Origin of the sequence: Arthrobacter sp. ov118, assembly GCF_900116495.1 — a bacterium.
Lineage (GTDB): Bacteria > Actinomycetota > Actinomycetes > Actinomycetales > Micrococcaceae > Arthrobacter.
Window position 1 is genome coordinate 185065 of sequence record NZ_FPAY01000006.1, and the last position, 25629, is coordinate 210693.

The 25629-nt window shown below is 62.9% G+C and carries 20 protein-coding genes and 2 pseudogenes; 11 read left to right on the forward strand and 11 right to left on the reverse strand.

From position 1 onward, the window contains the following. Positions 1–62 precede the first annotated feature (62 nt). Both BM372_RS13035 and BM372_RS13040 read right to left on the reverse strand, forming a co-directional pair. Entirely contained in the window at positions 63–1685 is a 1623-nt protein-coding gene (locus tag BM372_RS13035; RefSeq protein ID WP_143111480.1) for a DNA cytosine methyltransferase, read from the reverse strand. Between the two features lie 68 nt (positions 1686–1753). Further along, positions 1754–1960: a hypothetical protein gene (locus BM372_RS13040; protein ID WP_090955866.1), complete on the reverse strand. Its 207-nt coding sequence runs from the start codon at positions 1958–1960 to the stop codon at positions 1754–1756. 256 nt (positions 1961–2216) lie between these two features. Between BM372_RS13040 and BM372_RS13045 the strand changes: the two genes are divergently transcribed. The 5 genes from BM372_RS13045 to BM372_RS20490 all read left to right on the forward strand — a co-directional run bounded on the left by BM372_RS13045 (position 2217) and on the right by BM372_RS20490 (position 7265). Further along, positions 2217–3503 (forward strand): hypothetical protein, encoded by a 1287-nt coding sequence (locus tag BM372_RS13045; RefSeq protein WP_090955868.1) that lies wholly within the window; start codon positions 2217–2219, stop codon positions 3501–3503. Positions 3504–3659: 156 nt separating this feature from the next. Continuing rightward, a complete protein-coding gene (locus tag BM372_RS21080; protein WP_256214237.1) occupies positions 3660–4175 on the forward strand; it encodes a helicase-related protein in 516 nt (171 codons plus the stop codon). Then, positions 4091–5200 (forward strand): DUF3427 domain-containing protein, encoded by a 1110-nt coding sequence (locus BM372_RS13050; RefSeq protein ID WP_256214238.1) that lies wholly within the window; start codon positions 4091–4093, stop codon positions 5198–5200. Before BM372_RS21080 ends, BM372_RS13050 begins: the two co-directional genes overlap by 85 nt. Before the next feature lie 257 nt (positions 5201–5457). Further along, positions 5458–6576: a DUF262 domain-containing protein gene (locus tag BM372_RS13055; RefSeq protein WP_177235996.1), complete on the forward strand. Its 1119-nt coding sequence runs from the start codon at positions 5458–5460 to the stop codon at positions 6574–6576. Further along, a complete protein-coding gene (locus BM372_RS20490) occupies positions 6573–7265 on the forward strand; it encodes a HEPN domain-containing protein (RefSeq protein WP_256214239.1) in 693 nt (230 codons plus the stop codon). The genes BM372_RS13055 and BM372_RS20490 overlap by 4 nt, the downstream gene beginning before the upstream one ends. A 146-nt stretch (positions 7266–7411) precedes the next feature. Here the strand turns inward: BM372_RS20490 and BM372_RS13060 are convergent, their stop codons facing one another. The 3 genes from BM372_RS13060 to BM372_RS13070 form a co-directional block, all read right to left on the reverse strand. Next, positions 7412–7687: a hypothetical protein gene (locus tag BM372_RS13060; RefSeq protein WP_177235997.1), complete on the reverse strand. Its 276-nt coding sequence runs from the start codon at positions 7685–7687 to the stop codon at positions 7412–7414. A gap of 37 nt (positions 7688–7724) precedes the next feature. Continuing rightward, positions 7725–8309, reverse strand: coding sequence for a hypothetical protein (locus tag BM372_RS13065; protein WP_090955874.1), 585 nt, complete (start codon positions 8307–8309; stop codon positions 7725–7727). A gap of 332 nt (positions 8310–8641) precedes the next feature. Next, complete coding sequence (locus BM372_RS13070; protein ID WP_090955876.1) at positions 8642–10741, reverse strand: DUF262 and DUF1524 domain-containing protein; 2100 nt, start codon at positions 10739–10741, stop codon at positions 8642–8644. Positions 10742–11586: 845 nt separating this feature from the next. Here BM372_RS13070 and BM372_RS13075 point away from each other — a divergent pair. From BM372_RS13075 to BM372_RS13090, 4 genes are all read left to right on the forward strand, one after another. Continuing rightward, positions 11587–12246, forward strand: a complete 660-nt coding sequence (locus tag BM372_RS13075; protein ID WP_090955877.1) for a DNA methyltransferase family protein — start codon at positions 11587–11589, stop codon at positions 12244–12246. Continuing rightward, positions 12239–15520 carry a DEAD/DEAH box helicase gene (locus BM372_RS13080; RefSeq protein WP_090955878.1) on the forward strand — a complete coding sequence of 1094 codons (3282 nt, stop codon included), beginning with the start codon at positions 12239–12241 and terminating at the stop codon, positions 15518–15520. The genes BM372_RS13075 and BM372_RS13080 overlap by 8 nt, the downstream gene beginning before the upstream one ends. Beyond that, complete coding sequence (locus BM372_RS13085) at positions 15517–16560, forward strand: Eco57I restriction-modification methylase domain-containing protein (RefSeq protein WP_256214241.1); 1044 nt, start codon at positions 15517–15519, stop codon at positions 16558–16560. The genes BM372_RS13080 and BM372_RS13085 overlap by 4 nt, the downstream gene beginning before the upstream one ends. Before the next feature lie 213 nt (positions 16561–16773). After that, positions 16774–17655, forward strand: a complete 882-nt coding sequence (locus BM372_RS13090; protein ID WP_090955879.1) for a hypothetical protein — start codon at positions 16774–16776, stop codon at positions 17653–17655. A gap of 422 nt (positions 17656–18077) precedes the next feature. Here the strand turns inward: BM372_RS13090 and BM372_RS13095 are convergent, their stop codons facing one another. The 5 genes and pseudogenes from BM372_RS13095 to BM372_RS21275 form a co-directional block, all read right to left on the reverse strand. Then, positions 18078–18497, reverse strand: coding sequence for a hypothetical protein (locus BM372_RS13095; RefSeq protein WP_143111482.1), 420 nt, complete (start codon positions 18495–18497; stop codon positions 18078–18080). A 174-nt stretch (positions 18498–18671) separates the two neighbouring features. Continuing rightward, a complete protein-coding gene (locus BM372_RS21270; RefSeq protein WP_090955881.1) occupies positions 18672–19292 on the reverse strand; it encodes an MFS transporter in 621 nt (206 codons plus the stop codon). Between the two features lie 145 nt (positions 19293–19437). Next, positions 19438–20240, reverse strand: a pseudogene (locus tag BM372_RS13105) (aldo/keto reductase); the annotation flags it as partial. Between the two features lie 129 nt (positions 20241–20369). After that, positions 20370–20792 (reverse strand): (R)-mandelonitrile lyase, encoded by a 423-nt coding sequence (locus BM372_RS13110; protein WP_090955882.1) that lies wholly within the window; start codon positions 20790–20792, stop codon positions 20370–20372. Next, a pseudogene (locus tag BM372_RS21275) lies at positions 20789–21306 on the reverse strand (hypothetical protein). The gene BM372_RS13110 and the pseudogene BM372_RS21275 overlap by 4 nt, the downstream one beginning before the upstream one ends. A 477-nt stretch (positions 21307–21783) precedes the next feature. Here BM372_RS21275 and BM372_RS21280 point away from each other — a divergent pair. Both BM372_RS21280 and BM372_RS13125 read left to right on the forward strand, forming a co-directional pair. Continuing rightward, positions 21784–22350 carry a carboxymuconolactone decarboxylase family protein gene (locus BM372_RS21280; protein WP_371261740.1) on the forward strand — a complete coding sequence of 189 codons (567 nt, stop codon included), beginning with the start codon at positions 21784–21786 and terminating at the stop codon, positions 22348–22350. A 453-nt stretch (positions 22351–22803) separates the two neighbouring features. After that, entirely contained in the window at positions 22804–23373 is a 570-nt protein-coding gene (locus BM372_RS13125; RefSeq protein ID WP_143111483.1) for a hypothetical protein, read from the forward strand. A 368-nt stretch (positions 23374–23741) separates the two neighbouring features. Here BM372_RS13125 and BM372_RS13130 read toward each other — a convergent pair whose 3' ends face one another. After that, positions 23742–25598 carry a glycoside hydrolase family 15 protein gene (locus BM372_RS13130; protein WP_090955884.1) on the reverse strand — a complete coding sequence of 619 codons (1857 nt, stop codon included), beginning with the start codon at positions 25596–25598 and terminating at the stop codon, positions 23742–23744. Positions 25599–25629: the final 31 nt, after the last annotated feature.

Consider the following 25629-nt stretch of genomic DNA (forward strand, 5'->3'; position numbering starts at 1 on the left):
GCAGCAAATCCTCAGCCACGGAAACACATTCGCGGGTCAGACTGCAGTCAGTCTGGGGAGGCTCACATTGAGAGGACGCCCGAAGTTGTGACGTCAAGGCTCCGGGAGATGTTCTTTGCGACCTTCATCAGCTCCCTGCTCCTCAGATCTAGGGCCGGATCCAAGTCCGATTCCTCCCCGGGCGCGGGACAGCCCTCAAGCTGGGTGGGGTGCGCTGCTTTTATGGTCTCGCTGTCGATGGCGGTCCATTGTGTTCTCGTCACCGTGTCGAAGAAACCCGGGTCGAGTTCTCGGCCGAGGGCTGCTGCCAGGACGTGTGCGGCGAGACGCGGTGGAATGGCGTTACCGATCTGCTGGGACAAATCCTTGCCCGACCATGGGTAGTTAGCGGGGAAGGTCTGGAGAAGGCCAGCTTCTGAAACGTTGAGTCGATCGAGTTCACCCGCGTTTGAGAACAAGCGATTTCGAGAGACTTTCCCGGTAACGGTGAAAGCTGGTTCCTTCGAAGTACGCCGACCACGGGCTTTCGGATCACCCCCGGTTCCATAATTGGAGACCAGCTCGAAAGGCTGGGGTCGGTCAAGGGTCTGGCCGATGCTCTGGCAGGGTAGCAGGGCAGACTGCTCGGCGGATGCTTGGACCTGGGTTCTCCTGAACCGCTGGTGCGTCGGGACGGGAAGGGCAGGTGTGAGGAATTGGTTCGCGATAAGGATCGCGCGGCGGCGGGTTTGCGGGACTCCGTACTCCTCCGCGCGCAGTACCCCGGTCACAGTCTTGTAACCGAGTGTCTCCAGGGCCGTCGCCATGGCCTCCCATACCGGTAGAACCGCTGGCACCTGCTCTAAGACGATCACCTCGTAGGGGTTCCCCGCCCGATGGGCCTCCAGCGCCCACCGCAGCGGCTGCAGCACCAGCCCGGTTCGTTCATCTTCTAAAGCGGCTAGCTCATCAGTGATGTCGTCCCCATCGGCCATGCGCGCAATGAAGGAGAGAACCTGGTTCAGGGCCTTGCGGCCGGCACCTGCCCCGGCCACGGTGTACGTCTGGCACGGAGGGCCCCCGGTGAGGATCGTCGCGTGGGGGAACTCGGATGGACCGTGCTCCCGAACGTCACCTTGCACGGTCGCCAGGCCGGCGCTACGCCTGGTTGCACAGGCATTCTCGTCCCACTCGATACCGGCCACGGACAATTCCAGCCAGTGCGCAGCGACATCCAACCCACCAGGGCCGGCGAAGAGATCCACCATTTGAGCGTCAGAAGGAGGTGGGCCCGATTGCACGAAGGTCATGGGACACGATCTTATCGGTCGACAGGTCACATACGGACCAGCATCGCCGGTTTCCCAACCGATCATAAGCAGTTCTCGCTGGCCCGATGGTGCTCCTTCCCACGGTAATGGTGGTAAGGATCGCGTGTTCGGTCGCGCGGAAACGGGTGTTCGCGGAGAAGCCCTGGACGTAGTTGAAGATGTTGCCTTGATGTTGGTGGGGCCATCCAGGAGCTTGGCGAAGTTGAACTTGGAGGTGTTGAAGAAGCTGTGGCCGGAGGCCTTCTGCAGGAAGATATCCAGTGGGATGTGCAGATCCTTCTTGGCCTCTTGTGCGGCGAGGACTGCGTCCTTGGTGGCGTCAAGGACGCAGTCCAGGCGGCGGAGGATTGTGAACGGGAGGATCACCAGGCGCACTGCGCCGGTTTATAGGCGCCCGCAGAATACCCAGATTCTGGGGACGCCGAAGCATCGGCTGAATAGCCTCACTTCTTGCGTGACTTCTTCAAGAAGGCTGTGACCTGACGGTAGGCCTTCTTCGCCTCCGGACTGTTGGCCGCGCGGTAGACTCTTTCGCCAATTTCGGCGAGCTTCCGCGCCTTCTCCTGCACAACAGGGTCGGTGGCTACGTCATGCACTTTGGCGGCAGCCTTTTTCGCCGTCGCGCCGCCGGCCTTGATCGCATCTGCCACTTTGTCCGCTGTTCCTGCCACCGCTATCTCCACACTTCCCTTGGTCTGTCCCCGAGATTAGCATCGTGTGAGATTGTGCTCGGGGACTGAGCTAACTGGTGGAATGGCACACTCATGCCTGAAACCCCCACAGACCCTCTCGCTGAAACTTTCTTTGGCCTTGTATGGCGAGGATGGCATTGCTCGGTCACACAGATTCTGGGGACTTCGAAGTGGCGCCCACGTTGCCAGGGCAGGCGTGTGTGAAGATGTTGGGATGACCGACAATGACCCTGAACTCTCCCTATACGTCGAGGGCAGAAATGCCTTAGTGGCAGGCGACTCGACAGCAATTGCCGAGCTTTTCCGCAAGCTTGACGTCAAAGAGGAGGCCCGCGCGAACCTAGGGTCAGGGGTGGCGGATCTGCTTGCCGGCCTGGCTGGGGCGGCTGCCCTTGCCATGTCTGCTAATGTCCCGGGCAACTCCTTCCACATGACTCCCGAGTCTTATGCTCGGTTCCTGGAACTCGTCGGGTCCACCGAGGAAAAGCTCGGGATTGTCAGCGGTGTGCTACGACAGTCCGATGGCAGGATCGACACCATCATCGAACTAGTGAGCTCCTCGCCAGTCAACCCTGCCGCGGCCGCGAACGTGCAGATCATGGCCGCAACTTTGGCGATCCGCATGGCCCTCAAAGAACTTGATGCCCTTGTTCAGGCTGTGGACGCGAAGCTGGACACGATCATCCGGGATAACCGTGACGAGGCGCTCGGTAACGTGCAGGGTTCAACCCACGTCCTGGATAAGGCGTTTGGGTACTTTGAGGAAACCGGCCGGCTCAACGACGCCCTTTGGGACCAAGTGTCGGGACAGGCAGCTGCGCTCGCTCAGGCGCACGCCGTCGCCCTCAACCACCTCAACACGATTGCCGACGGTCTCGCCGTCAAGAATCTGGGCAAGCGGCTGAGCAGCACCGAGGCGGCAGCCAGAGGCGAACTGAGGCACTGGCTGGTCATTGCGGCAGTGGCTCTCACAAATATGGTTCGAATGGACTCCTTGGAGGCTGTCCGCAGCGCGCATGATGGACCGGATCTAACGGCTCACTCCCGTCACATTGCTAAGTCGCGTGAGCGGCGAATGGCAAGCACCACTGCAGCACTACAAAATCTGTCCGACGCCGTTTCGGCGGCAGTGGACGTTGATACGTTCACCCGCGTTACGAATCCCATGGAGATGGCCAGGCTCTACACGGCCGCCGAAGAGCTACAGCGGCTGCTGGGGATCTTCAGTTCGAACTTCGGCATGCCGGAATCCGCGACTATCAAACGCACCCAGTGGCACGAATCGGTGGTGCGCCTGGGTCAAAAGGCCGGTGGGGCGGTGGCGGGTGCCGCGGTTGCTGTTGCCGAAGGAGTGGCCTCAGTTCCAAAAGCGATCAGTGGGACTGTCGAAGACACCATCCTGCACGTAGCTCAAGGGATCGAGGAGCGTCGGCGGGAACCGGCAGACAGCCCAGATACGGAGATTGAAGCTGGGACCGGAGATGCGGCAATCACTCGGTAGCCAAGTGGTTCGTCTTTGGCCCGGCCGCGGTATCGTCGCGGTGCCTCCGGCCACGGAGAAGCGGACAAGTGAACGCTCCGGCCGGCGGCGAGCAGGTCGGTGGTAATCAGGCCACCTGATCGGCGTCGCCGGCTCTAGGGCCTCCACGCCGCCAAGGTGATCCGGGAACTCCGCGACAAGGTCACCAGCACCGAGCAGATGCGGGCCATCGGCTTCTGCGTCTCGGTCCAGCACGCCCACTACATGGCCGAGGTCTTCAACCGTGCAGGGATCGCCTCCGTCGCGGTCGACGGGAGCGACGCCGACGCCGACCGTGCGGCGGCGCTGAAACGTCTCGCCGCCCGCGAGATCAGCTGCATCTCCGCCGTCGACCTCTTCAACGAGGGCCTGGACCTGCCGCAGGTGGACACCATCCTGATGCTCCGGCCCACGCAGAGCGCCACGATCTTCCTCCAGCAACTGGGCCGCGGGCTGCGCCGCGAGGAAAGCAAGGCGGTGCTGACCGTCATGGACTTCATCGGTCAGCAGCACCGTGAATTCCGCTTCGATCTGCGCTACCGGCGCTCACTGGCTACGGGCGCAAGGAGGTGGAAAAAGCTGTCGAGGATAAGTTTCCGTACCTGCCGCGCCACCAGATCGTGCTGGACCGGGTGGCGCAGCAGGTGGTGCTGAACAACATTAAGGCGCAACTGCGGTTCAACCGCGGCCAGCTGGTACGGGACATCGCCTCATACGCGGAGACGGAACTTGAGAAGTACTTGGAGCGGTCCGGGAACGACGTGAAATCGATCTACCGGTCGACCAGGGACTCGTGGACCGCATATCTGCGCCAAGCAGGCCTGATCGAGGGGTTCCCGCCGTTCGAGGAGGTCCTTAGCGGAAGGATTCAGGAACTCTCCGACGCCGACGAGAGGAAGCTCCTCGGCCGGATGGCCGCGCTGATCCACGTTGACGATCCCGAACGCGCCGACGCCTACTCAATGCTCGTCGGCGCCGACGCACCCCGCTACGCGGAGCTCGGCATGCGGGAGCAGACGTTCGCCCGCATGCTCTTCTACACACTTTGGGACGACGGCGGCGGGTTCCAGGCGTACGACGCTGGCCTGGACTATCTGCGCGGCTACCAGTATGTCTGCAGCGAGATCCGCCAGATCGTGAAGCTCGGCGTGGCCGCCTCCAGGCATGCTGCCAAGGGCCTTGGGGCGGGACTGCAGAACATCCCGCTGCTCTCGCACCGCACTTATCGGCGGGAGGAGGTCCTGGCCGCGCTGCAGTACGGGTCGCTGGAACTTGGCAAAAACGTCCAACACCGCGAGGGCGTGGCTTGGTGCCCGGCGACGTCCACCGACGCCTTCTTCGTCACGCTCAACAAGGACGACAAGAAGCACTCGGCCACCACGATGTACAAGGACTACGCCATCAGCCCGGAACTGTTTCATTGGGAATCACAGAACGCAACGTCGCCCTCCAGCGCGACGGGTAGGCGGTACCTGGACCGCGAATCGCAGGGCTCGAAGATCCTACTCTTCACCCGGTACACCTCGGAGGACGAGACCGGGCTAACCGTCCCATACACATGCCTCGGGCAGATGGACTATGTGCAGCACAAGGGGGAGAAGCCGATCGCAATTACGTGGAAGCTGCACCGGCCGATGCCTGCTGACGTGTTTGCGACGGCGGCTGCTGTGGGGCAGTAGCTGCCCGTCAGCGACCAAAAGCGTCGGAATATCAAATCCGGCCGGAACCATCGAAAGTTCAGCCTGCAGCGCCGCGCTTCGAACGGGACGACTCTTTAATCGAACTCCTTCCCGCGAGTTTCGCAGCGAGGGCGCTTACACCTCCTTGGACGTCTCGGTCACTGACAGGTGCAAGTCGTCAATGCGCTGCCGCCAATACGGTTAGAGTTGACGCGAGAGGCCAGTTACTTGGTGCGGGCGAGTTAGGAGAAGGCGGCGTGACGATTTCAGCAGACCAAGAGTTGGGCGAAGAGGACTACTCGGAAACGCTGGGCACGACCGCGAGGGAACGTCGACTAGTAACGCAGTCCTACGACCTCAGCGTGAATACGCTGGTGGAACAATGGGAAGACAAAACGCTGACACTACCCGAGATCCAACGCCAATATGTCTGGGACAACGCTCGAGCTAGCCGATTGATGGAGAGCCTTCTCCTGAATGTCCCAATTCCGGTCGTTTACTTCTCGGAAACGGAAGAAGGAAACTATCTTGTAATTGACGGTCACCAGCGGATTCAGAGTATTGTACGTTTCCTCGACAATCGGTTTGCTTTGAGTGGTCTCAAGATATTCGGTGATCTCAACGGGAAGCGCTACCACCAACTCGCAGAGCGTGACCAGCGGCAGCTTCGAACCCGTGTGATCCGCGCAATCATCATAGCCGCCGACTCGGATCCAATGATGAAATTCGAGGTTTTCGAGCGCCTCAATACGGGGAGCATCGCACTCAATGCTCAGGAAGTCCGGAATAGTACGCACCGGGGTCCCATGAATGAACTTATCAAGGAACTAGCGGACTACGTGACGTTCAGGAAATGCATTGGCTCGGTTAAGCCCCGGCCACGCATGGTGGACAATGAACTGATTCTTCGGTATTTGGCACTCCAGCGTGGGTGGAGCGAGTACCGGCCACCATTGAAGAGATTTCTTAATGAATACATGCGTGAATCCAATAAGTGGGATTCAGGCGAAATTCAAGATGTGAGAAACATGTTTGCTGACGCTTGCGAAAAGTTGTGGCAAGTTCTCGGTCACGGAGCATTTCGCCTAATCGACGCGAGTGGGAAACCCCTTGACCGATCTGTGAACCGCGCGCTTGCCGAGGTGCAGTTGACAGCTTTTTCCTGGGTCACGAATACGGATGAGATCCCCAGGCTCAAGCATCGCTTGCTCCAGGAGATCAGCGCACTCTCCAAAGACTCGACGTTCTTGGACTCCCTTCAGCGGGCGACCGGTGACCGGAAGCGCACCCATACAAGGCTCGGAATGTTCGCTGACGCACTGGTGCGAGCGGGGCTTACTCTCGAGGTGACAGTCCCGTACGAGCTATCGGAATGAGTTCCCAGTCGTTGGCGGGGCTGCTAGCAGGTGTTGACGAAGTACGAGCGCTCCGGACTCGTTACCCTGTTCCCCGCGGTGGGATTCCCACCGGGGTAGAGGCTGTAGCAGCCAAAGCACACGGACGCGCATGCGTGGTTTTGCTGAGCAGTCACCTTGAGCGGTATATTCACGCCCTCAATGAGGAAGCGGTGGAATGGCTTAATAACCAGAATTGTGGGCTTGACCGATTTACGGATGAGTTTTTGCTTATGCATAGTCGTGGAGTAGTTGACGATTTGGCCAAAATGTCATGGGACCGGCGCGGGCCTGCACTCCGTGACTTTGTCTCGGCTCATGCAACTTTTTGGGGCGCTGGCGGTAGCACGGGCGCAATACAACATGATCAACTTCTGGTGTGGATGAAGGCACCGAAACCGGAGTCGCTCGTCCGCTTTTTCAAGCTCTATGGAATCGAGAACATATTCAATGCAGCGACTCGAAAGAAAGCTACACGCGGGGCTCTTTACCTGGGAATTCGTGAGCTAGTTGAAAAGCGAAACAACATCGCCCACGGCGATGCGCAGACTGAGGCTCTACCGACTGACGTGACGAGATACCTGAATGCTGTTTCTAAATTTGCCAACTCTGCCGATGGCTCGCTGGCGCGAGCTTTGAAGAAGATTGCTTCCACGGCAGTTCCTTGGTGACCACGGTGCGCCGTCAGGCGGCGAGGTGTGCAATGGTTCGCCGCAGGCCAGTGGCGTCACTGTTAGCAAAGTAAGTTCATCCTTTCCTTCCCGCTCAGCACTGCGGTCACGGACCACAGGCGTATTTACCATTGAGAACTTGGCAATCAACCAGGCAGCGTAAAGCGAAAGCCCTTAACTGTCTTCGTGGGCCCGCCGCCAGGGGACACGGAAACGGCTGAGTTGTTCCCTGCTGCTACGAGACCCAACGTCAGCCGGTACTTCGCGAGCCCCGCGAGCATGTGCTTTGTCCGGGGCACGTCGCGGCTCAGGGGGTGGTCCAGCAATCGCCGCTCGATCTTGTGCTTCCCCGGGTAGATCCAGTGCGGAGCGAACTCGTTGGACCCATTCTCGGTCAGAGCCGCGACCGAGTCTGTGGCCACCCTGAAGAGGGACTGCCAGGGATCCGTGACGTTCGGCTTAAAGACGTCGCGGCCGTGCCGGCACGCCACATTCTTCCGAACCGCATGCCCCAGCTACCGGTTCGTACGGCCTTCGCGCTGCTCGAAATCGACGGGGTTGCCGGGCACGTTCCAGTGGATGACCGAGTGGGCCCACCAGCGGAAGTGGATGCCTTCCTCCCACGGACGTCGACGCCAACACGAACGGCCAAGCGGGGCGGTTGAAGGCCCGGCGGACATCGGGCATACGGTTGCTGTCGCCGTCGTCCGTCTTGGCGTTGCTGTAGCGGACGGCGAAGCGGCTGCCCATGCGGAGATCTTCGTGGGAACCGTCCGGATGTTTCGCGAGCATCTGCGCCGGCTTGATGGACAGGGCGCGCCGGATGTCGTCGGCCAGCGCCTGGAGCTGCTCGACCGTAATTTCCCTGGGTGCTTGCTGGCTACGGAGCTGGAAGACATACTCGTCCAGCACCGCCTGGAGGTTTCCGGCTTCGCAGTAGCGCAGGACCTTTTGCCAGTAGTCCCCCTCGGGGTAAAGCTTGTCCAGCAGCTCGGTGGCATCGAGCCGGTTGAACAGTGTGCGCAGGCCGGTCGCTGCAAACACTGCGGCCTTCTACAGCTCGGCACCGTCAAAATGCTCCGGCACCACACGCCGTAGGGCGCGGTAGAGGCAGGGGGAGGAGTTGAAGGCCAGATCTTCAATGCCGTCCTCCCGGCCAACAGGGGCCCGCCGGCGGACGCCTCGAGCATGCGGTCAACGTGCGCGAGGCGAAGGCCCCGTAGCGAGCCTCTGGCATTGTTGCGAGGCGATTGACTCGCCGGTTCGCCCGCTTGAAGTCCGCCGGCCCAAGTACATTATTTCCGGGGATCTAATATTTAGGGGCAGCCGCATGACCAAACCCTTAGTATCAGCGCGCAAGTGCGTCCAGCCCCTGCCTACTCTCCACCCATCTGGAACTCGAAAGCCTGACGGATCAAGCCGATGATGTAGACGAGGTCGGCATCCTCGTCCAGGCTTACCTCGGTCGGGCCATTGCCCCAGTGCCCCTTGCTGCTGACGTCCCAGGCAAGGCCCCGCTCATCATGGAGCGCCTCGATCGGGATGTTGAGGATCAACCTCAACCGGGCCTTCTGCGGAACGACGTCGACGAAGTTGGTCTCAGCCTTGTAAGCGACGTAGAGCTTGAGGAATTGCTGAGTGATGCCTGGATCCAGGGCCAGGACCTCGGCACTGAACTTCTCGAACAGGGCCCGCCGAGGCTGCCGGAGAAGATGTGGGTGGTCTTCAATGGAGAAGTCCGACTCTGCCCGCCTTCCCTCGAACTCCATGATGGTTTCGGCTGGCAGCTCCGGCAGGGACCAGATCTTGAGCGCATCTTCCGCTAGCCGGGCAGCGCGCTTTTGGATCTCGCTGGTGTTCCAGGTTTCGAGTTGCCCAAGTCCCTTGTTAAGCCGGAGCGGGCTGTCCTTGAACCCTCCCTCCATGTCGCGCTTCTTTGCGAATGCGTGGTCCGAATACTCCGAGTTGTAGCCCGTGAGCGTCAGGTTTCCGAGGGTGTGCAGGTACTTCAGTTGCACGTCCTGCCAGTCATCCCCAAGAGCTGCTTGCCATTCATCCGAGAGGTTCTCGTTCTGCGGCATGATGTGCTCGATCGTGTAATCCTCGATCGTAACGTGCTCCTTGCGGCCATGGTTCTCCAGCATGCGCAGAAAGTAAGAGCGTCGGCGGAAGTTGTACAGGTCACTGGACTTGAGATCGGAAATGAACTCGGCGTCGGCCGGGAATCTGCGGTAACTCTTGAGGCTGAGGAAGTGTGCCTTGACGCTTTCGAGATAACGGTCCTTGCGTACCGCTGAGCTGAAACCGGCGAAGGTCTTGTTCAGGGAGCTGGTCGGGATGCGGCAGACCGCCCGGCGGAAGATGTACGAGGTAACCAAATCAACGATCTGGAGCACGCCATCTCGAGTGAGAGTTCCGAGCTCGTAATCGGTGTAGACGTCGAGCAGGAAGGGATAGACGACGTCGGCCTTGATTTGGTCCAGGTCTTTAAAGGCTCGCCGCAGCGCCGGATCGGTCTCCTTGCCCAACGCCATCGCGCAGTACCGCCGGGCGTACTGTCGCAGCTCGATGACGAGAGACTCGATCGTCTCGTCCGCGCTGGTGAAAGCCGTTGCGTAATCTTTAAAGGCGTCGTAGATGTCGTTCAGGCGAGGTATCTCTCCCGTCTTGATGGTCAGGTAATGGCGGACGAACTCGTCGAACTGGCTCTCGTCCGCACCGGCGAATTCGAGCTCCATCGGACGCCAATAGGCCGTGTAGACCTTCTCCTGCTGTTTGGGTGGCAGGTCCATGAGCACATAGTTGCGGATCAGGTCGGCCTGGGACAGCTTTTTCCCGGTCGAGTTCATGGCCTCAAAGACGAGCTGGGGGTTATCCACTCCGCGCTCGAGCTTTACATCGACGACAACGAGCTTGTCGAGGCCACGGCAGACAACGGACAGGTCGAGCCTCGGGTCGTCGAGTTTCCGTCGGAAGTACGCGTAGTTCTCGATCACGCGAGTGGCCATGTCGCTGGCCGGCTCCGCTTCCTGAAGGATCGCGATCAGTGCCGCCCTGTCGCTTTGGGACAGGATCAGCTTGAACTGGCGTTCGCCTTCCTCGTCATCGTTCAGCAGGTAACGGTTCCGGATCTTCCGCGGAGAGAAACCGTCCCAGGGCTCGCGCTGATCGTCCGGCAATGCCTCCAGCCGGGCAGCCAGGGCTGCAAGGACCAGAGTTACAGTCGTCACCCGCTGCTGGCCGTCAATGATCAGATCCGGCTCAGCAGAGGTGTTAGTGGCTTGGTCCCTAGCCACGTAAACGATCGAGCCCGTGAAGTGCGAGCCGAGTTCCGGACTCGACCCTGCTCGCATGATATCGGCCCACAGCTGAGCGCACTCCGCTTCCTGCCAAGAGTAAAGCCGTTGGTAGATCGGAACAATGAACTGACTGCTCGCCTTCAGCAGCGTAAGCAGGTGCGAGTCAACGGCCTTCACGGGTCTCCTTTATATGGTGTGGACCACCACTGTATCGTCCGGCAAACTCGGTCGAGTCTTATGGTCAGAGCATTAGTTTTGGATTGACTTGGGAACGGGGTGCCGTGGAATCGGCGACGATGACTGTGCGTGGTTGAGCCCGAAGGATGCAACGAAGGATCTTATTCTTCTACGCATCGACAGCTACCAGATTAGAGATGGCGGCCAGCTCTCCTTGATGTGAGGCTTTAACCGCTTGGAACTGGAGCTGGAACGTCACATAGCCGCGTTGTGCCTCCAGCTGTTGTTCAACTCCGCGTTCCGCCTGCGGTCAGCGAGCTGGGTTGCTTGGTAGTTCCTCGATAGCTGGACTGGAAAGGATGGCGTAGCGTTCTGATTGACGATGGCGTAACCGGCGACTACCGCGCCTACTAGGACTCCGATTGATCCATTCCCAAAGGCAATCCACGTGCTACAAGGAATCCACGGCGCTTCGCCTCAATGATTTAATCCAGTGTTTCATATTCGATTGGTGTGAGTTTGCCAGCCGTCTTGGCCATCGCCGGCGCCGCCCTTGGGCTCGACGGATAGCGCCGCAACCGAAGTTCTTTGGACTAGTGGATACAACGGAGCTCGATACCGGTTCGTCCAGCCCCAGAATCCCCGCAAGCCCCAACGGCTCGTCGCTGGAGCGCGTAGTCCATGCATGGCGTCGACGTCTCCCCACATGGCGTCTTCTTTCCGCCGCATGACTTGGGACGAAGACGCCACGGCCTGGTTGCGTGTCGGACCTGACAGAATGCAACGCGATCCGGAACTAAACTCTCTGATACACGGCGACTGCCATTCCTGCGATGAAGAGACTCATGACATCTACCACAACCGAGGAGCGACTCATCAAGTCGCGTCACCGGATGAAGGCACACGGGGAGGTGTTCACGCCCCGCCGCATGGTCAACCAAATGCTCGACCTCGTCCGTCCGGAGCTCGAGACCGGGCCGAACTTCGTCGACAAGACGTTCTTCGAGCCCGCCGCCGGTGACGGCAACTTCCTCGTAGCGATCCTCCAGCGCAAACTCCACGCCATCGAGAAGCGCTATCAGCCAGCCGTGTGGCCGGCTGAGTCGCTGTTCGCGCTTGCCTCGATCTACGCCGTCGAGCTCCTCGAGGACAACCACGAAGCCGCGCAGGCGACTCTGCTGAGTGAGTTCGTCGCCTTCCACAAGCGTGCTGGCAACGCGTGTGGTCCCCGCACAAATCTCTACCGTTCGGCTGCCGTTCTCCTGGAGAGCAACATCATCTGCGGCAACACGCTCACTGGTTTGGACGTTCGCGGTGAGACGATCCAGTTCTCGTGGTGGTACCGCGTGCTCAACGAACCCGGGATGGTTCGCCGTGACCCGTTTACGCTCGCGTCACTGCGCGGCCTGAGTGGCGACACCGCTATGTTCGATTTCACCAACTATGACACCTACGCCGTGTGTCGCATCGACCACGTACACAGAGAAGTGAGGGCCGATGGCTAATCCGAATATCCGTACCTTCCGTGAAGTCGTTCCCGTCGTCTATTCATGGATGACGCCCGACGTGCCCAAGTACAAGGGCTGGGAGAAGATCGGTTACACGGAGCAGGCGGGCGGAGCCGAAGTGCGCATCGCCCAGCAAGCCTCGCAGCTGGGCATCACGAAGAAGAAGCTGTGGTCCCAGCGCGCCTTCTTCACGTCCGAGGCGGGGGGCGCCTTCACCGACAAGGATTTCCACGCGTATCTCAAGCAGGTGGGCGTGGAGCGTGAGCTCACGCCGCGAACAGAGTGGCACCGCTTCGACGGTAGGCCAATGACTTCGAAGCAGTACTTTCTCGAGTTCGCCAGCCAGGACGGCGCGGATCGCCAGCGTGCCGGCACCGAGGACTACGACCTGCGCGCGGAGCAGCAGGCCGCCGTTGCGCAGGCCATGGGCGCCTTCACGTCCGGCCGCTGCGAGGTCCTATGGAACGCCAAGCCCCGTTTCGGCAAGACGCTCACGACCTATGACCTCATGCGCAAGCTCGATGCCCGAAAGGTGCTCATCGTCACCAACCGCCCGGCAATCGCCAACTCGTGGTTCGACGACTTCACACGCTTCATTGGCCACCAGACGGACTACGTCTTCGTCTCGGACTCAGCATCGCTTGTTGGTCGTGAGACGATGTCTCGCGAGCAGTGGGTCCAACACACTTTCCAGCACGAAGACCCTCGCATTGTCGAATTCCTCTCCCTGCAGGACCTTAAGGGTTCGCAGTACTTCGGCGGCCCTCACAAGAAGCTCCGGCACGCCGCCGAGTTGGACTGGGATCTGCTTGTCATCGACGAGGCCCATGAGGGCGTCGATACGACGAAGACCGACATTGCGTTCGACAAGATCAAACGCCAATGGACGCTGCACCTCTCCGGCACGCCGTTCAAGGCGCTGGCCGCTGGCAAGTTCGAGGCCGGGCAGATCTTCAACTGGACGTACGTGGACGAGCAGACGGCACGCGCCGAATGGTCGGACGGGACGCAGGAGAACCCCTACGCGTCGCTGCCGACGCTCAACATGCTCACGTACCAGCTCTCGAGGATGATCACTGATCGTCTCGCCGAGGGCGTCGCGCTGGCTGAGGACGAGGCCAACATCGATTACGCCTTCGACCTCGCCGAGTTCTTCGCGACGAAGGACAACGGCGTCTTCGAGCACCGCGAGCAGGTTCTGAAGTTCCTCGACTGCCTAACGACGAACGAGAAGTACCCGTTCTCCACCGCTGAGCTTCGCGACGAGATCCGCCACTCGTTCTGGTTGCTCAATCGCGTCGCGTCCGCGAAGGCGCTCGAGAAGCTGCTCAAGCAGCACGAGGTCTTCAAGGACTACACCATCGTCTTCGCCGCCGGTGACGGTCGGAGCGAGGACGACAGCGACACGGTCGCGTCAGTTAAGTCTCTCGACAAGGTCCGCGCCGCCATCGCCGAGGCCGAGAAGACCGGTGGCAAGACCATCACGCTTTCGGTCGGCCAGCTCACCACAGGTGTGACCGTCCCCGAGTGGACCGCGGTCCTCATGCTCTCGAACCTGTCGTCACCCGCCCAATACATGCAGGCGGCCTTCCGTGCGCAGAACCCGCACACCTTCATGCGAGGTGAGCGCATGCTGCAGAAGAGCAACGCCTACATCTTCGACTTCGCCCCAGAGCGCACGCTCACCATCTTCGACGAGTTCGCCAACAACCTGCGCCCCAACCCCTCTGGCAGCGCCGACGTCCGGCGCGACAATATCCGAACCCTCCTCAACTTCTTCCCGGTCATCGGTGAAGATTCCGAGGGGCGTATGGTCGAGCTTGATGCCGCGCAGGTCCTTACTTTCCCGAAGGTCTTCAAGGCCAAAGAAGTTGTACGCCGCGGGTTCCTCTCGAACCTGCTCTTCGCCAACGTCGCCGGCATCTTCCGGTATTCGGAGCATGTAAAGTCGATCCTCGAGAAGCTGCCCGAGGCCAAAGAGGGCAAGCTCAAGACCGGCACGACGATCACCATCGAGGAGCCGACCCCCACTACCGACCACGAGGGCAACGTCGAAGTCGACGTCGAGACCGCCATCAATCCTAAGGTAGCAGAGCTCGGTGCGCCCGTGTGGAGCGTCGAGGAGATCCCTGTGATCAACCCGGACACGTCAGCTGAGACCGCAGCCAAGGAGCTCGCCTCGCTTGTGACGCAGAAGGCCCGCGACACCCGCGAGAGGCTCAAGGAGGAATACGGCCTCACCGCGGCGCAGGTCATGCGCGACGAGAAGCGCACCGAAGCGACCGTCGTCACCGCCGTCGAGCGCGCATACATCGACCGCGAGATCGCTCAGAAGCACCTGGAGGACGAGCTTGATGCGGCTACGACGGACGACGAGGTTGCCACCGTCGCCGAGAAGCGCGCAGAGCAGGAGAAAGCCTTCGAGGCCGACATCGTCGCGATCCTCAAGGAGACGACGGCCTCGATCACCACCGAGGTAGTCACTCGCGAGGAGACGAAAAAAGAGCAGAAGCGCGCGAACTCCGCCATGGACGACGCCCGTTCCCACTTGCGCGGCTTCGCCCGCACGATCCCCATGTTCCTTATGGCCTACGGCGACGAGAGCATCCGCCTGGCGAATTTCGATGACCACACCCCAGACGACGTCTTCGAGGAGATTACTGGCATCAGTGAGGCGGACTTCCGCATCCTGCGCGACGGCCAGGACGTCACCGAGGACGACGGCACGATAACGCAGATCCCAGGCCTCTTCGACGAAGCTGTCTTCGATCAGGCGATTCAGGAGTTCCTCGCGAAGAAGGCCCAGCTGGCCGACTACTTCGACGAGGCTCTCACCGAGGACATTTTCGCCTACATCCCACGGCAGAAGTCGTCCCTTGTCTTCACCCCGCAGCCCGTGGTGAAGCGCATGGTGGACCTCCTGGAGCAGGAGAACCCGGGCATCTTCGAGGACCCCACGAGGACATTCGCCGATCTCTTCTCCACCGCGGGCCTATTCCTCATGGAGCTCGTGCGCCGGCTGGACCGCGGATTGGCAACGTCGATCCCGGACCAGGACGAGCGCCTGCGGCACATCCTCACGAAGCAGATCTTCGAGATGAGCCACAACCAGATCCTCCACGACATCACCATTGAAGCGGTTTCCGGCGGCGTTGACGAACGCAGGGAATGGATCAAGGAATCCGGCCACTACCAAGTGGGCAACCTAGCCGCGATGACCTCCGCTGAACGCCAGGCAACGATCAACGACATGCTCCAGGAAGGCAAATGACCATGATCAAGAAATTCGACGTCGTCATCGGCAATCCTCCGTATCAGCAAGAGGCGAGCGGTGACGGCACCCGAGATACCCCGATCTACAACCTCTTCATGGAGGCCGCCTACGAGGTGGGTACTAAGGCCGTGCTCATCACCCCTGCTCGATTCCTCTTCAATGCCGGCCTTACGCCGACCGCGTGGAACAAGAAGATGCTCGATGATCCCCACCTGAGCGTGCCTCACTACGTGCCCAACAGTAACGATCTGTTCCCTGGGACCGACATTAAGGGCGGCATCGCAGTGACATACCGCGATGCCGAGCGTGCGGGCGAACCGATCGAGACGTTTACGAAGTTCCCCGAACTCAACGACATTCTGCACAAGGTCCACGAGAAGCACGGGGAGCCGCTTGAATCAGCTGGGATCACGAGCTCTCGCTCCTACCGGTACACAGAGAAGCTGTACGAGGACCACCCCCATGCGCTGGCGCTGCGTCCAGAAGGCAACACTGCGCTGGTGAACACGAACGCATTTGAGCAGTTCAGCTTCCTCTACTCCGAGAACATGCCGACCGACGGCCACGACTATGTCCAACTGCTCGGGCTCATCAAGAACAAGCGCGTCCACCGCTGGATCCGCACTGAATATATCGCTGGCCCCGAGAGCTTCAGCGCTTACAAAGTCGTGCTGTCAGCGGCATTCGGCTCTGGAAAACTTGGCGAGACCCTAGCAGCGCCGCACGTACTTCCGCCGCAAATGGCCGTGACTCAGTCGTTCATCACGATCGGGTGCTTTGCGGACGAACGCACCGCCGAGGCATGCCTCAAGTACTTGAAGACAAGATTTGCCCGCACGTTGCTCGGTGTTCTCAAGATCACCCAGCACGCTCCTGCGAAGGTCTGGGCGCATGTGCCAGTTCAAGATTTCTCGTCGGACTCAAGCATCGATTGGACGAAAAGCGTAGCGGAGATCGATCGGCAACTCTATGCGAAGTACGGCCTCACCCCTGAGGACATCGATTTCATCGAAACCCAGATCACGCCAATGGAATGAGCGCGCTCTCCATGCTTCCCTCCCCTTCGCCCATGTCGGAGATCGCCCGTCAGGCGGCCCGCGGGCTGTCCCAGCACGAGCGGGCCGAACCTGCCGGTGTCACCGCCCTACTGTGGCCCGCATCGAGGTGGGCTTCGACGTGAAGACGGCGAAGTTTATGCGGATTGCCGTGGCTCTGGCGCTTGTGCTCCGAATTGAAAGGCAGGAGGGCGCATGGAACGAGTAGAACGCCACTTGCTGGGCACGCATCAACACCGCGACGCGCGGGACCTATCGAGATGGCTCGTGCATCTCACACGCTCCGAGGACGAATTGATCTCGATCCTGCGAACGGGTTGCATAGAAGCGCGTACCCCCTTCGGAGCAGGCAAAGCCTTCTCGATTGCAGCTGACAGGCATCATTCCGTGTGCCTCACCGAGACGCCGTTATCCGAATTGGAGCGCATGACGAAGTCCGAAGACCCCAGACCTTGGGGAATCGTCTTTGACAAGGAGCACCTGCGCAAGAAGTTCGGCGCGCAGCCGGTGTGGTATTTAAGCGACGGGTCACCCGAATTTGGCGCAGTCAACGCTGCGATGCAGGCCGGCGAGAAAGACCCAGATGCACCGATCTGGTCGCTTACTCCGTTCATTGAGAACGTCCGCTCTATCGGCAGCCAGTACCCAAACGACTGGCGCTGGGAGCGTGAATGGCGTGTTCGTGGAGATCTTTTTTTCGAGCCAAACGACGTAAAGAGGATTATCCTCGACAGCGGTGGAACCCCCAAGATCCTCGAGGAGATCGACATGTGGGTTCCTTGGGCAATCCCTGGTGAACAACCCGCGACCTGGTCCGGCGGGTACCCCCGATGGGAAGACAATGTCGAGCGAATGCTCGTCCGGTTCAACAGTCAGTACTTAACCCCCGACGAGGCTGGCGCGTTCTGGGATAAAGAGGACGGCGTCTACCTCTATCTGCATGGCGAGATGGTTGATCTTGACGAGGCCATCGACGAAGTCTTCGGTGAAATGAGCGCTGCACTGCGGGATGAGCTCTACGACGAGCTGTCGTCCAGGAGTGACATGTGGTGCCGAGCAGATGCCCCCCTGGGCTAGTGAACCTGAGCTTGACTAAGGACGTTTTGCCCTCGATTAAGAAGTGGCCAGCTGAATTCAGCGGCTCGTCGCGATCTTGACCCATGTTCCAGACACCGGAGATCATGTTCGGCCGCGTCTCATGACGACGTGGCGCGCCTCGCGAGGGACCACGAGGCCCCGGTGTAACGATCCACCAGGGGTCTTGACCCCGTGCCCAGAGAACGGAGTCAAGGCCCACCCAGAGATTCATCTCCAGCGCCGCGGTGCGAGCGATAAAGACCGTGCGCGGGCAGCAGATGCCCCGATCCGGCTTTCATTTGCATGTCCGAGAAGATTGCCTTCGCCTCCGTCGTCAGTGCTGCATCGTTGGGGAGCTGGCCCCTACTTTTGCGCCGGGCAGCTGACATCCGCGGCGGAAGGGCCGCATCGAACCGCCTGTCTCACAACATCGCCGGCGTGGGTGGGTTCCGGGCGGCAACCAGGGTCGCCACCCAGACGAGGCCGGCGAGGACGGCGTAGCCGGCGGTGATGGCGGGAAGGCTGAGGATTCGGCTGGCCTGTCCGGCGATGAGGCTGGGGGCCGCCGCCCCGGTGTAGTAGATAGCGTAGATCACGGCGAGCAGGCCGGCGCGCTCGCGGGGGAGCGCCGCGGGCAGGAGGGTGTTCATGCTGCCGGAGGTGGCGAGGCCGATCCCGATGCCGCCGACAACGCCCGCGCCGATGAACAGACCCAGGATTCCGGCGGTGCCGGCGACCGTGAGGCCGATGCCTGCGGCGGCGACCAGCGTCATCCCGGTGCGCTGCGCGGCCGCGGGGGTGAAGCGGCCGGCGAGGAACCCGCCGAGGAAACTTGGCGCCATGTAGGAGGCGAACACGGCGGCTGCGACGAGGGGGCTGTGCGAGCCGAGGTTCTCGGCGGCGATGGAGGGGCCGAACGAGGTGAAGTAGCCGCCGAACGCCCACGTGGCGACGAAGATGCCGGAGGCCAGGGGCAGGTAGGGGCGGGCCGCCGTCGGGACGGCGAGCCGGGGGGATCAGCGAGGCCCAGGCACCGGGGGTGCGGGGGACGGTCTCGGGGCGGGTGGCGAGGGCGATCGCGCAACCGAGCAGGAGCGCGGCGAACACACAAAATGTGAGGACGCGCGGGGCCGGCGCGAACTCGACGAGCAACCCGGAGAGGAACACGCCGAGGGCCAGGCCGACGGTGGCGGCCGGGACCAGCCACCGCGGGCGCCGGGGTGCGGTGTCGACGATGTAGGCGCCGATGGCGCTGGAGGCGAGGCCGGCGGCGAGCCCCTGGAGGGACCGGCTGACAAGGAGGGGAGGAAGCTGTGGACCCATAGCAGGGTGAGGCAGCCGGCGGCGGCGAGCAGGAGCGCGGCGATCGAGACGGGGCGGCGGCCGTGGTGGTTGGAGAGCCGGCCGAGGACGAGCAGGGCGAACACGGCGCAGACGAAGTAGGCGACGGCGACCAGCGAGAACTGGCTGTTTGTCAGGCCGTCGGCCCTCCGGTAGGTGTAGTAGAGGGGGATCGCGGCGGCGCCGGCGGCGAACACGGAGACGAACGAGACGGTGGCCGCCGCGAAGCCGCGCCCCTGGACGGGGCGGCGGCAAGGGCGGGGCGGGGGTGTGTTTGGGTCATGGGCTTTCTGGATCGGGACGGGCCGGCCAAGGTCAGCGGTTCACGTAGCCCAAATGTTGGTCGTTGTAGCGGGCGCCCTGCACGCCGATCCGCTGCGCGAGCGCGTCCAGGTCGGCGACGTCGTCCGCCGACAGGGCCGCCGCCGTCGCCCCGGCGTTCTCTTCGATCCGGGCGGTGCTGCGGGTGCCCGGGATGGGCACGATCCACGGCTGCTGCGCGAGCAGCCACGCCAACGCGACCTGCGCGGGCGTGGTGCCCTTGCTGCGGGCGAGGCCGGCGACGTGTCCGACGAGTGCGGCGTTGGCGGACCGGTTCTCCTCGGTGAAGCGGGGGATGGTGGTGCGGACGTCGCCGTCGGTGAAGGTGGTGGCCGGGCTGACGGTGCCGGTGAGGAAGCCCTTGCCCAGCGGGCTGAACGGCACGAAGCCGATGCCCAGCTCGGCGAGGGTCGGCAGCACCTCCGCCTCGGGGTCGCGGGTCCAAAGCGAGTACTCGCTCTGGACCGCCGTCACCGGCTGCACCGCGTGCGCCCGCCGGATGGTCCCGGCCGAGGCCTCCGACAGCCCGAAGTGCCGGACCTTGCCTTCCGCGATCAGCTCCCCGACGGTGCCGGCGACGTCCTCGATGGGAACGTGCGGATCGACGCGGTGCTGGTAGAACAGGTCGATGACGTCGGTGCGCAGACGCTTCAGCGAGGCGTCGGCGACGCGGCGGATCTGCTCGGGCCGGCTGTCCAGGCCCACGCTCTTGCCGCCCTCGATCCGCCAGCCGAACTTGGTCGCGACCTGCACCTGGCCGCGGATCGGCGCCAGCGCCTCACCCACAGCCCCTCGTTCACGTACGGCCCATACACCTCGGCGGTGTCGAAGAAGGTCACCCCGAGGTCGACGGCGGAGCGGATCACCGCGATCATGTCCGCGCGGCTGCCGGGGTTGGGTCCGTAGCTTTGCGACATGCCCATGCAGCCCAGGCCTACGGCGGAAACGGTCAGGCCTTGTCCGAGGGTACGTGTGTGCAGGGGTGGTCTCCGTTGCTTGGTCTGGGTGCGGGGCTGGTTGCGTTATGGGTTTAGGGGAGCCCGACGGCGGGGTCAGGACACCGTGCCGATGTATTCCGTGCCGTTGTATTCGTCGTCGGTGATGTGCTCGAGCCAGTTGGTGGTGGTGGCGGGGTCGTCGCCGTTTTCCAGCATGGCGATGTGCTCCATGAAGCAGCCGGGCGCGGCGGCGTGCCAGTGCTCTTCGCCGGGCGGGGTGTACAGGGTCTGGCCGGGGTGGACGTCGATGATCTTGCCGTCGCGGCCGCCGAACCGGGCGACGCCCTGGGTGACGCGGAGGTACTGCCCGCGGGCGTGGGAGTGCCAGGCGGTGCGGGCGCCGGGGGCGAACCGGACGGTCGCGACCACCATGCGCTGGTCGCTTTCGTGCGGTAGCGCGATGGGATCCAGCCACACATCCCCGACGAACTGCTCGGGCGGGTTCTTGCCGGTGGGCTTGGTGGGCTCGATGTTCATGCGTTCTCCTTGTTTCTGGTGGCCGTTTCGGTCGCCGCCCAGCTGGCGAGCAGCCGGAGCCCGTCCTCCGACGGGGTGCCGGGGTCGGCGCTGTAGGCGGTCAGGGTGAGGCCGGGCGCGTTCGGAAGCTCGAGGGCGTCGAAGGCGAGGTGGAGGTCTGCGACGGCGGGGTGGCGGAAGTCCTTGTAGCCTCCGCTGTGGAGGCGCACGTCGCGCTGGCCCCGCGGGTGCGGAAGTCCTCCGACCGGGTGGACAGCTCCCCGATCAGCTCCGTGAGGGACTTGTTGAACGGGTCGCGGCCCGCCTCGGTGTGGAGAATCGCGACGGCGGTGCTGGCCGTCTTCTCCCAGTCCTTGTACAGGACGTGCGAGCGGTGGTTGAGGAACGCGAAACGTGCGAGGTTCACGTTTTCGGCGTCCTGGGCGTACGCCGCCGAGTACAGGGCCCGCCGCAGGCCGTTGATCGCCGGGACGTCCAGCCGGCCGTTGCGGACGAACGCGGGCACGCCGACCATGGAATCCAGCAGCGGCTGCACGCTGGGGCTCACCGCCTCGCTGGGCTTGCGCCGCGGCCGCGCCGAAGGTGACGCCGCGCGGGCCAGATTGTGCAGGTGCTCGCGCTCGGCCTCGTTCAGCTGGAGCGCCCTCGCGAGCGACTCGAGCACGCTTTCGGAAACCCCGGCGAGCGAGCCGCGTTCGAGCTTGGTGTAATACTCCACCGACGCCGGCCAGCAGCGCGACCTCCTGGCGGCGCAGCCCGGGGACCCGCCGAGTGCCCCCGAACGTCGGCAGGCCCGTTTGCTCCGGGGTGAGCTTCGCCCGCCGGGTGGCGAGGAACTCACGGATCTCGTGGCGGTTGTCCATGCAGACCACGCTACGTGCACCTACGGGTCCCGAGGGAGTCTCTGTCAGTACCCGTATCCGCAGAGCCTCCCGCGCGGTGGGAAACGGACGTTGACTCGTGTCCATCGACCTCACCGAAAGGAAAATCCATGACTGACGAGACAACCGGCTGGACCGGCGGCCAGCGCGCCTTCGGAGACTTCGCGCCAGGCCTGGTCCACTACACCGACCGTGTCCTCTTCGACGAGGTGTGGGAGCGGCCCGAGCTCTCCAAGCGCGACCGAAGCGTCATCACCGTCGCCGCGCTCCTTGCCGGCGGCCACACCGAGCAGCTGAACTTCCACCTCGACTTCGCCAAGAAGAACGGCGCCACCGAAGAGGAGCTCATCGAGGCGGTCACGCACCTCGCCTTCTACGCCGGCTGGCCCAAGTCGATGTCCGCGATGGCCGTCGCGAAGAAGCTCTTCACCGCACAGCCGACCCCAGGAGAGCTGACTTTCGGCGTCGTTGGCTTTGTCCGCCGCCGGGCAGCGAGAGGCGTGCTCAACAAGCGGCGTGCGCACCACCCGCGGCCTCGGTTTCGGCAGGCTCAGCCGGCGGCTCCTCGCAGGCAACATCGCGGAGGGCCAGCGCGGCCTGGACCAGTGCGGCGTGGGTCAGGGCCTGGGGATAGTTTCCGAGCAGGGCGCCGGTGGCGGGGTCGGCTTCTTCGCTGAACAAGCCCAGCGACCCGGCAATTGGGGGAGCGACTAACGGGCCGCGCTTCACGAAATCGTCTTCGTTCCATGCGATGATCGGGTAATAATCACCGCTTGGACCTACTCACCACGAAAACTGGGAAGTCCACCGCCCGGAGCCTCATTAGGGAATGTAACGCGTTGCCGGACGCCGGGACGTCTACGCGGACCTCTAAGAACAATGTTCGAGACCTCGCTCCCCTTCCGCCCGCGCTAAACATCCGGAATTACTGGAACGTGCCCATAGGAAACCCGAACGGCAAGTAGGACGGAACAGGCGAACCCCGGGGTGTTGCTACCAGCGTTCGGCTGAGTCTAAACCACACAAGCGGTGTCCCGTCCCGTCCGAATTATCTGGATGAGTACCTACTAGACGATGCCACTATCGGACAAACACCCCACCCCGTATACAGGACCCCCTAAGCTGTCACAATGAACGTTCCCCTTGTGCGCAACCTGGGTTGGATATTTGGCGTGTTGCTCCTTCTGGCCTTCGGTGCAGTTATGGGCGCGTCAGCGACTACTTTCTTCCGCGTGCTGGCTGGCCCAGGGCAAACGAAGCCAATTCTAGAAAGCATCACTGCCAGCTTGACTGCGCTAGCGCTCATCGTAGCCATCGCTGCCTATAGGTTTTCAGCAGTAAAAGGCAAAAGAGACCTGTTTCTGACCCTTCACGAACACCTGGTCGCTCCAGAAGTGCAGGAGGGGCGGCGCCTACTCCACGAGGCGGGTTCCTATTCCGACGTGGAGGCTATCAGTAGAAAAAACCGGAAACTCGTCAATCGTTCCTTAGCCCTTTACGAGACACTCGCCATGTACACCCTGAACAAGGATGTCTACCGGAAGGACGTTTGGTCGGCATGGGGTTGGACTATTGCGAATCTTCGCCAAAAAATTCAGTGGTTCATGGACATGCGGGAAAACGTGGATGAATATCGGTCGTGGCCACACCTTCGGCGTCTGCTCACGGAGCTTGAAAAGAGCCCGCCGCGGCGACCCTGAACGGGAGCAACTTCAGCCTGCCGTGGTGGAGGACTTGGTCGCCGCCCATGACTCGGAACCGCTGGTGATGTCCTGGGCGAGCAGGACATGCAGGAAAAGCTGGACGACGACGATGCCGTGCTGAACGCCAACCCGGACGAGCCAGCGGGTTTGTTTCGCACGCGTCGTGGTGGAAAAGGCGCAGGAGCTGACCGACGCGGAGTGGCAGCTGCTGCCCGTCCTGGAGTTTCACCATTGCTGCGGGACCGCCCAGGCCAAGCACGGGTTCGTCGAACCGTGTCAGGAATGACTCGCGCAGTCGGATTGACCAACGGGACGTGGCAACCCTCGGCATCAGGCCGGCGAGGGCGTGGAGAGTGATGAGAACATCAGCATCCAGCGTTGGGGTTTCGGCAGGCGCAACCGGCAGGCTCGGTTACGACAGGCTCAACCGCCGAAACGTCCCGGAGAGCCAGCGCTGCCTGGACCAGTGCGGCGTGGGTCAGGGCCTGGGGATAGTTGCCGAGGAGGGCCCCGGTGGCCGCATCGATTTCCTCGCTGAACAGGCCCAGCGGACCGCCGATCCCCAGCAGCGCCTCGAGCATTTCCGCGGCCTCGGCTGCCCTTCCCGTGAGGGCGAGGGCCTGGACAAGCCAGAAGGAGCAGGGCAGGAAAGCCCCCTCATCCCCGGGCAGGCCGTCCTGGCCGGGCGGGTAGCGGTAGAGGAAGGGGTGGCCGGCCGACAGCTCCGCCCGCACAGCATCCACCGTGCCCCGGAGCCGGGCCGAGTCCGGCGGCTCGAAGCCCGTCACGGGCAGGATCAGCAGGGCCGAGTCCAGGTCGGCGGACCCGTAGGAGCGGGTGTACGTGTTCCGGGTCGCGTCGAATCCCCGGGTGATGATGTCGGCGGCGATCGCCGTTCTCGCCGCTTCCCAGCGGCACCGCCGCCTTGGGCTGATGCGGTGGGTCTCGGCGATGCGCAGCGCCCGGTCCAGGGCGAGCCAGCCCATGATCTTGGAGTGCACATGGTGCGCGGGATCGCGGCGGATTTCCCAGATCCCGGCGTCCGGGTCCGGCCAGCGCCGCACCACAAGGTCCGTGAAGCCGCGCAGCGCGCGCCACGTCTCCGAGTTGAGCCGGTGCCCCTGCCGGACGAGGTTCCATGCGGCGTCGAGGACCCAGCCGTAGCCGTCGAGCTGGTGCTGGTGGGCGGCTCCGTTGCCCGTCCGCACCGGGGCGCTGCCCGCGTAGCCCGGCCAGTCCGCCAGCGTGCGCTCGCGGGGGACATGCCCACCGGTCAGGGTGAGCAGGGCCGGTAGCCTGGGCCGCTGCAGCCTGCTGGCGTGCAGGAGCCAGTTCAGGAAGTTCAGGGCCTCGCCGTCCTTGCCCAGGGCGAGGAAGGCGGCGATCCCGATGCTGGCGTCCCGCGGCCAGGCGTACCGGTAGTCCCAATTCCGGATGCCGCCGGGGTCCTCCGGCAGGGACGTGGTGGGGGCAGCCACGGGTGCACCCGACGGGGAGTAGGTCAGCAGCTTCAGCGTCAGCAGGCTCCGCAGGACCGGTTCGCGGAACGGGACGTCGTCGCTGATGCCTGACGCCCACTCCCGCCAGCGGGCTTCATCCGCTTCCACCAGGTCCCACGCGGTCTCGGGGTCGACCCAGACCAGCGGCTCCGCGTACGCCAGGGCGAGCACCATCACCACCGGGCGGCCGGGCTCAACGGTGATTGCCGCCGTCGTACCCGGCTCCACCCGCAACCCGCCGCTGCAGCCGAGCGACATGGCTAGGGCGCCCCACTCGCACACCACATGCTGCCCCTGCCGGACCCGGGGGCGGAGGTGGCGCTCACCGAGGCGCGGGTCAAAAACGACGGCGGCCCGGACCGGCGCGCCCTCGGCGGCCAGCCGCCGGATCAGGAGGGTGGTGGGCAGCAGGCGCCCGGACACCTCCGCGATCATCGACTCGGCAAGTGTCAGCGTGCCGCCGTCGGTGGCCCAGACTGTCTCGAGCGTTGCCGTGTGCGGCCGGTACCGGCGGGCGAGTCGTGTGGCCGGCAGGGAGGGGCCGGTGCGGAAGGAGCCGGCCTCCGGGCCGCCGAGCAGGGCACCAAAGACGGGATCGCCGTCGAAGGCGGGGGCGCAGAGCCAGTCGATGCCGCCGTCGGCCGAGACCAGGGCGGCGGTGCGGGTATCGCCCAGCAGGCCGTAGTCGGCGAGGGCGGGGGAGCGCATGCTGCCGGGTTCCATGTTTCTGGTGCACCTTCTCTCGCGCCGGCCG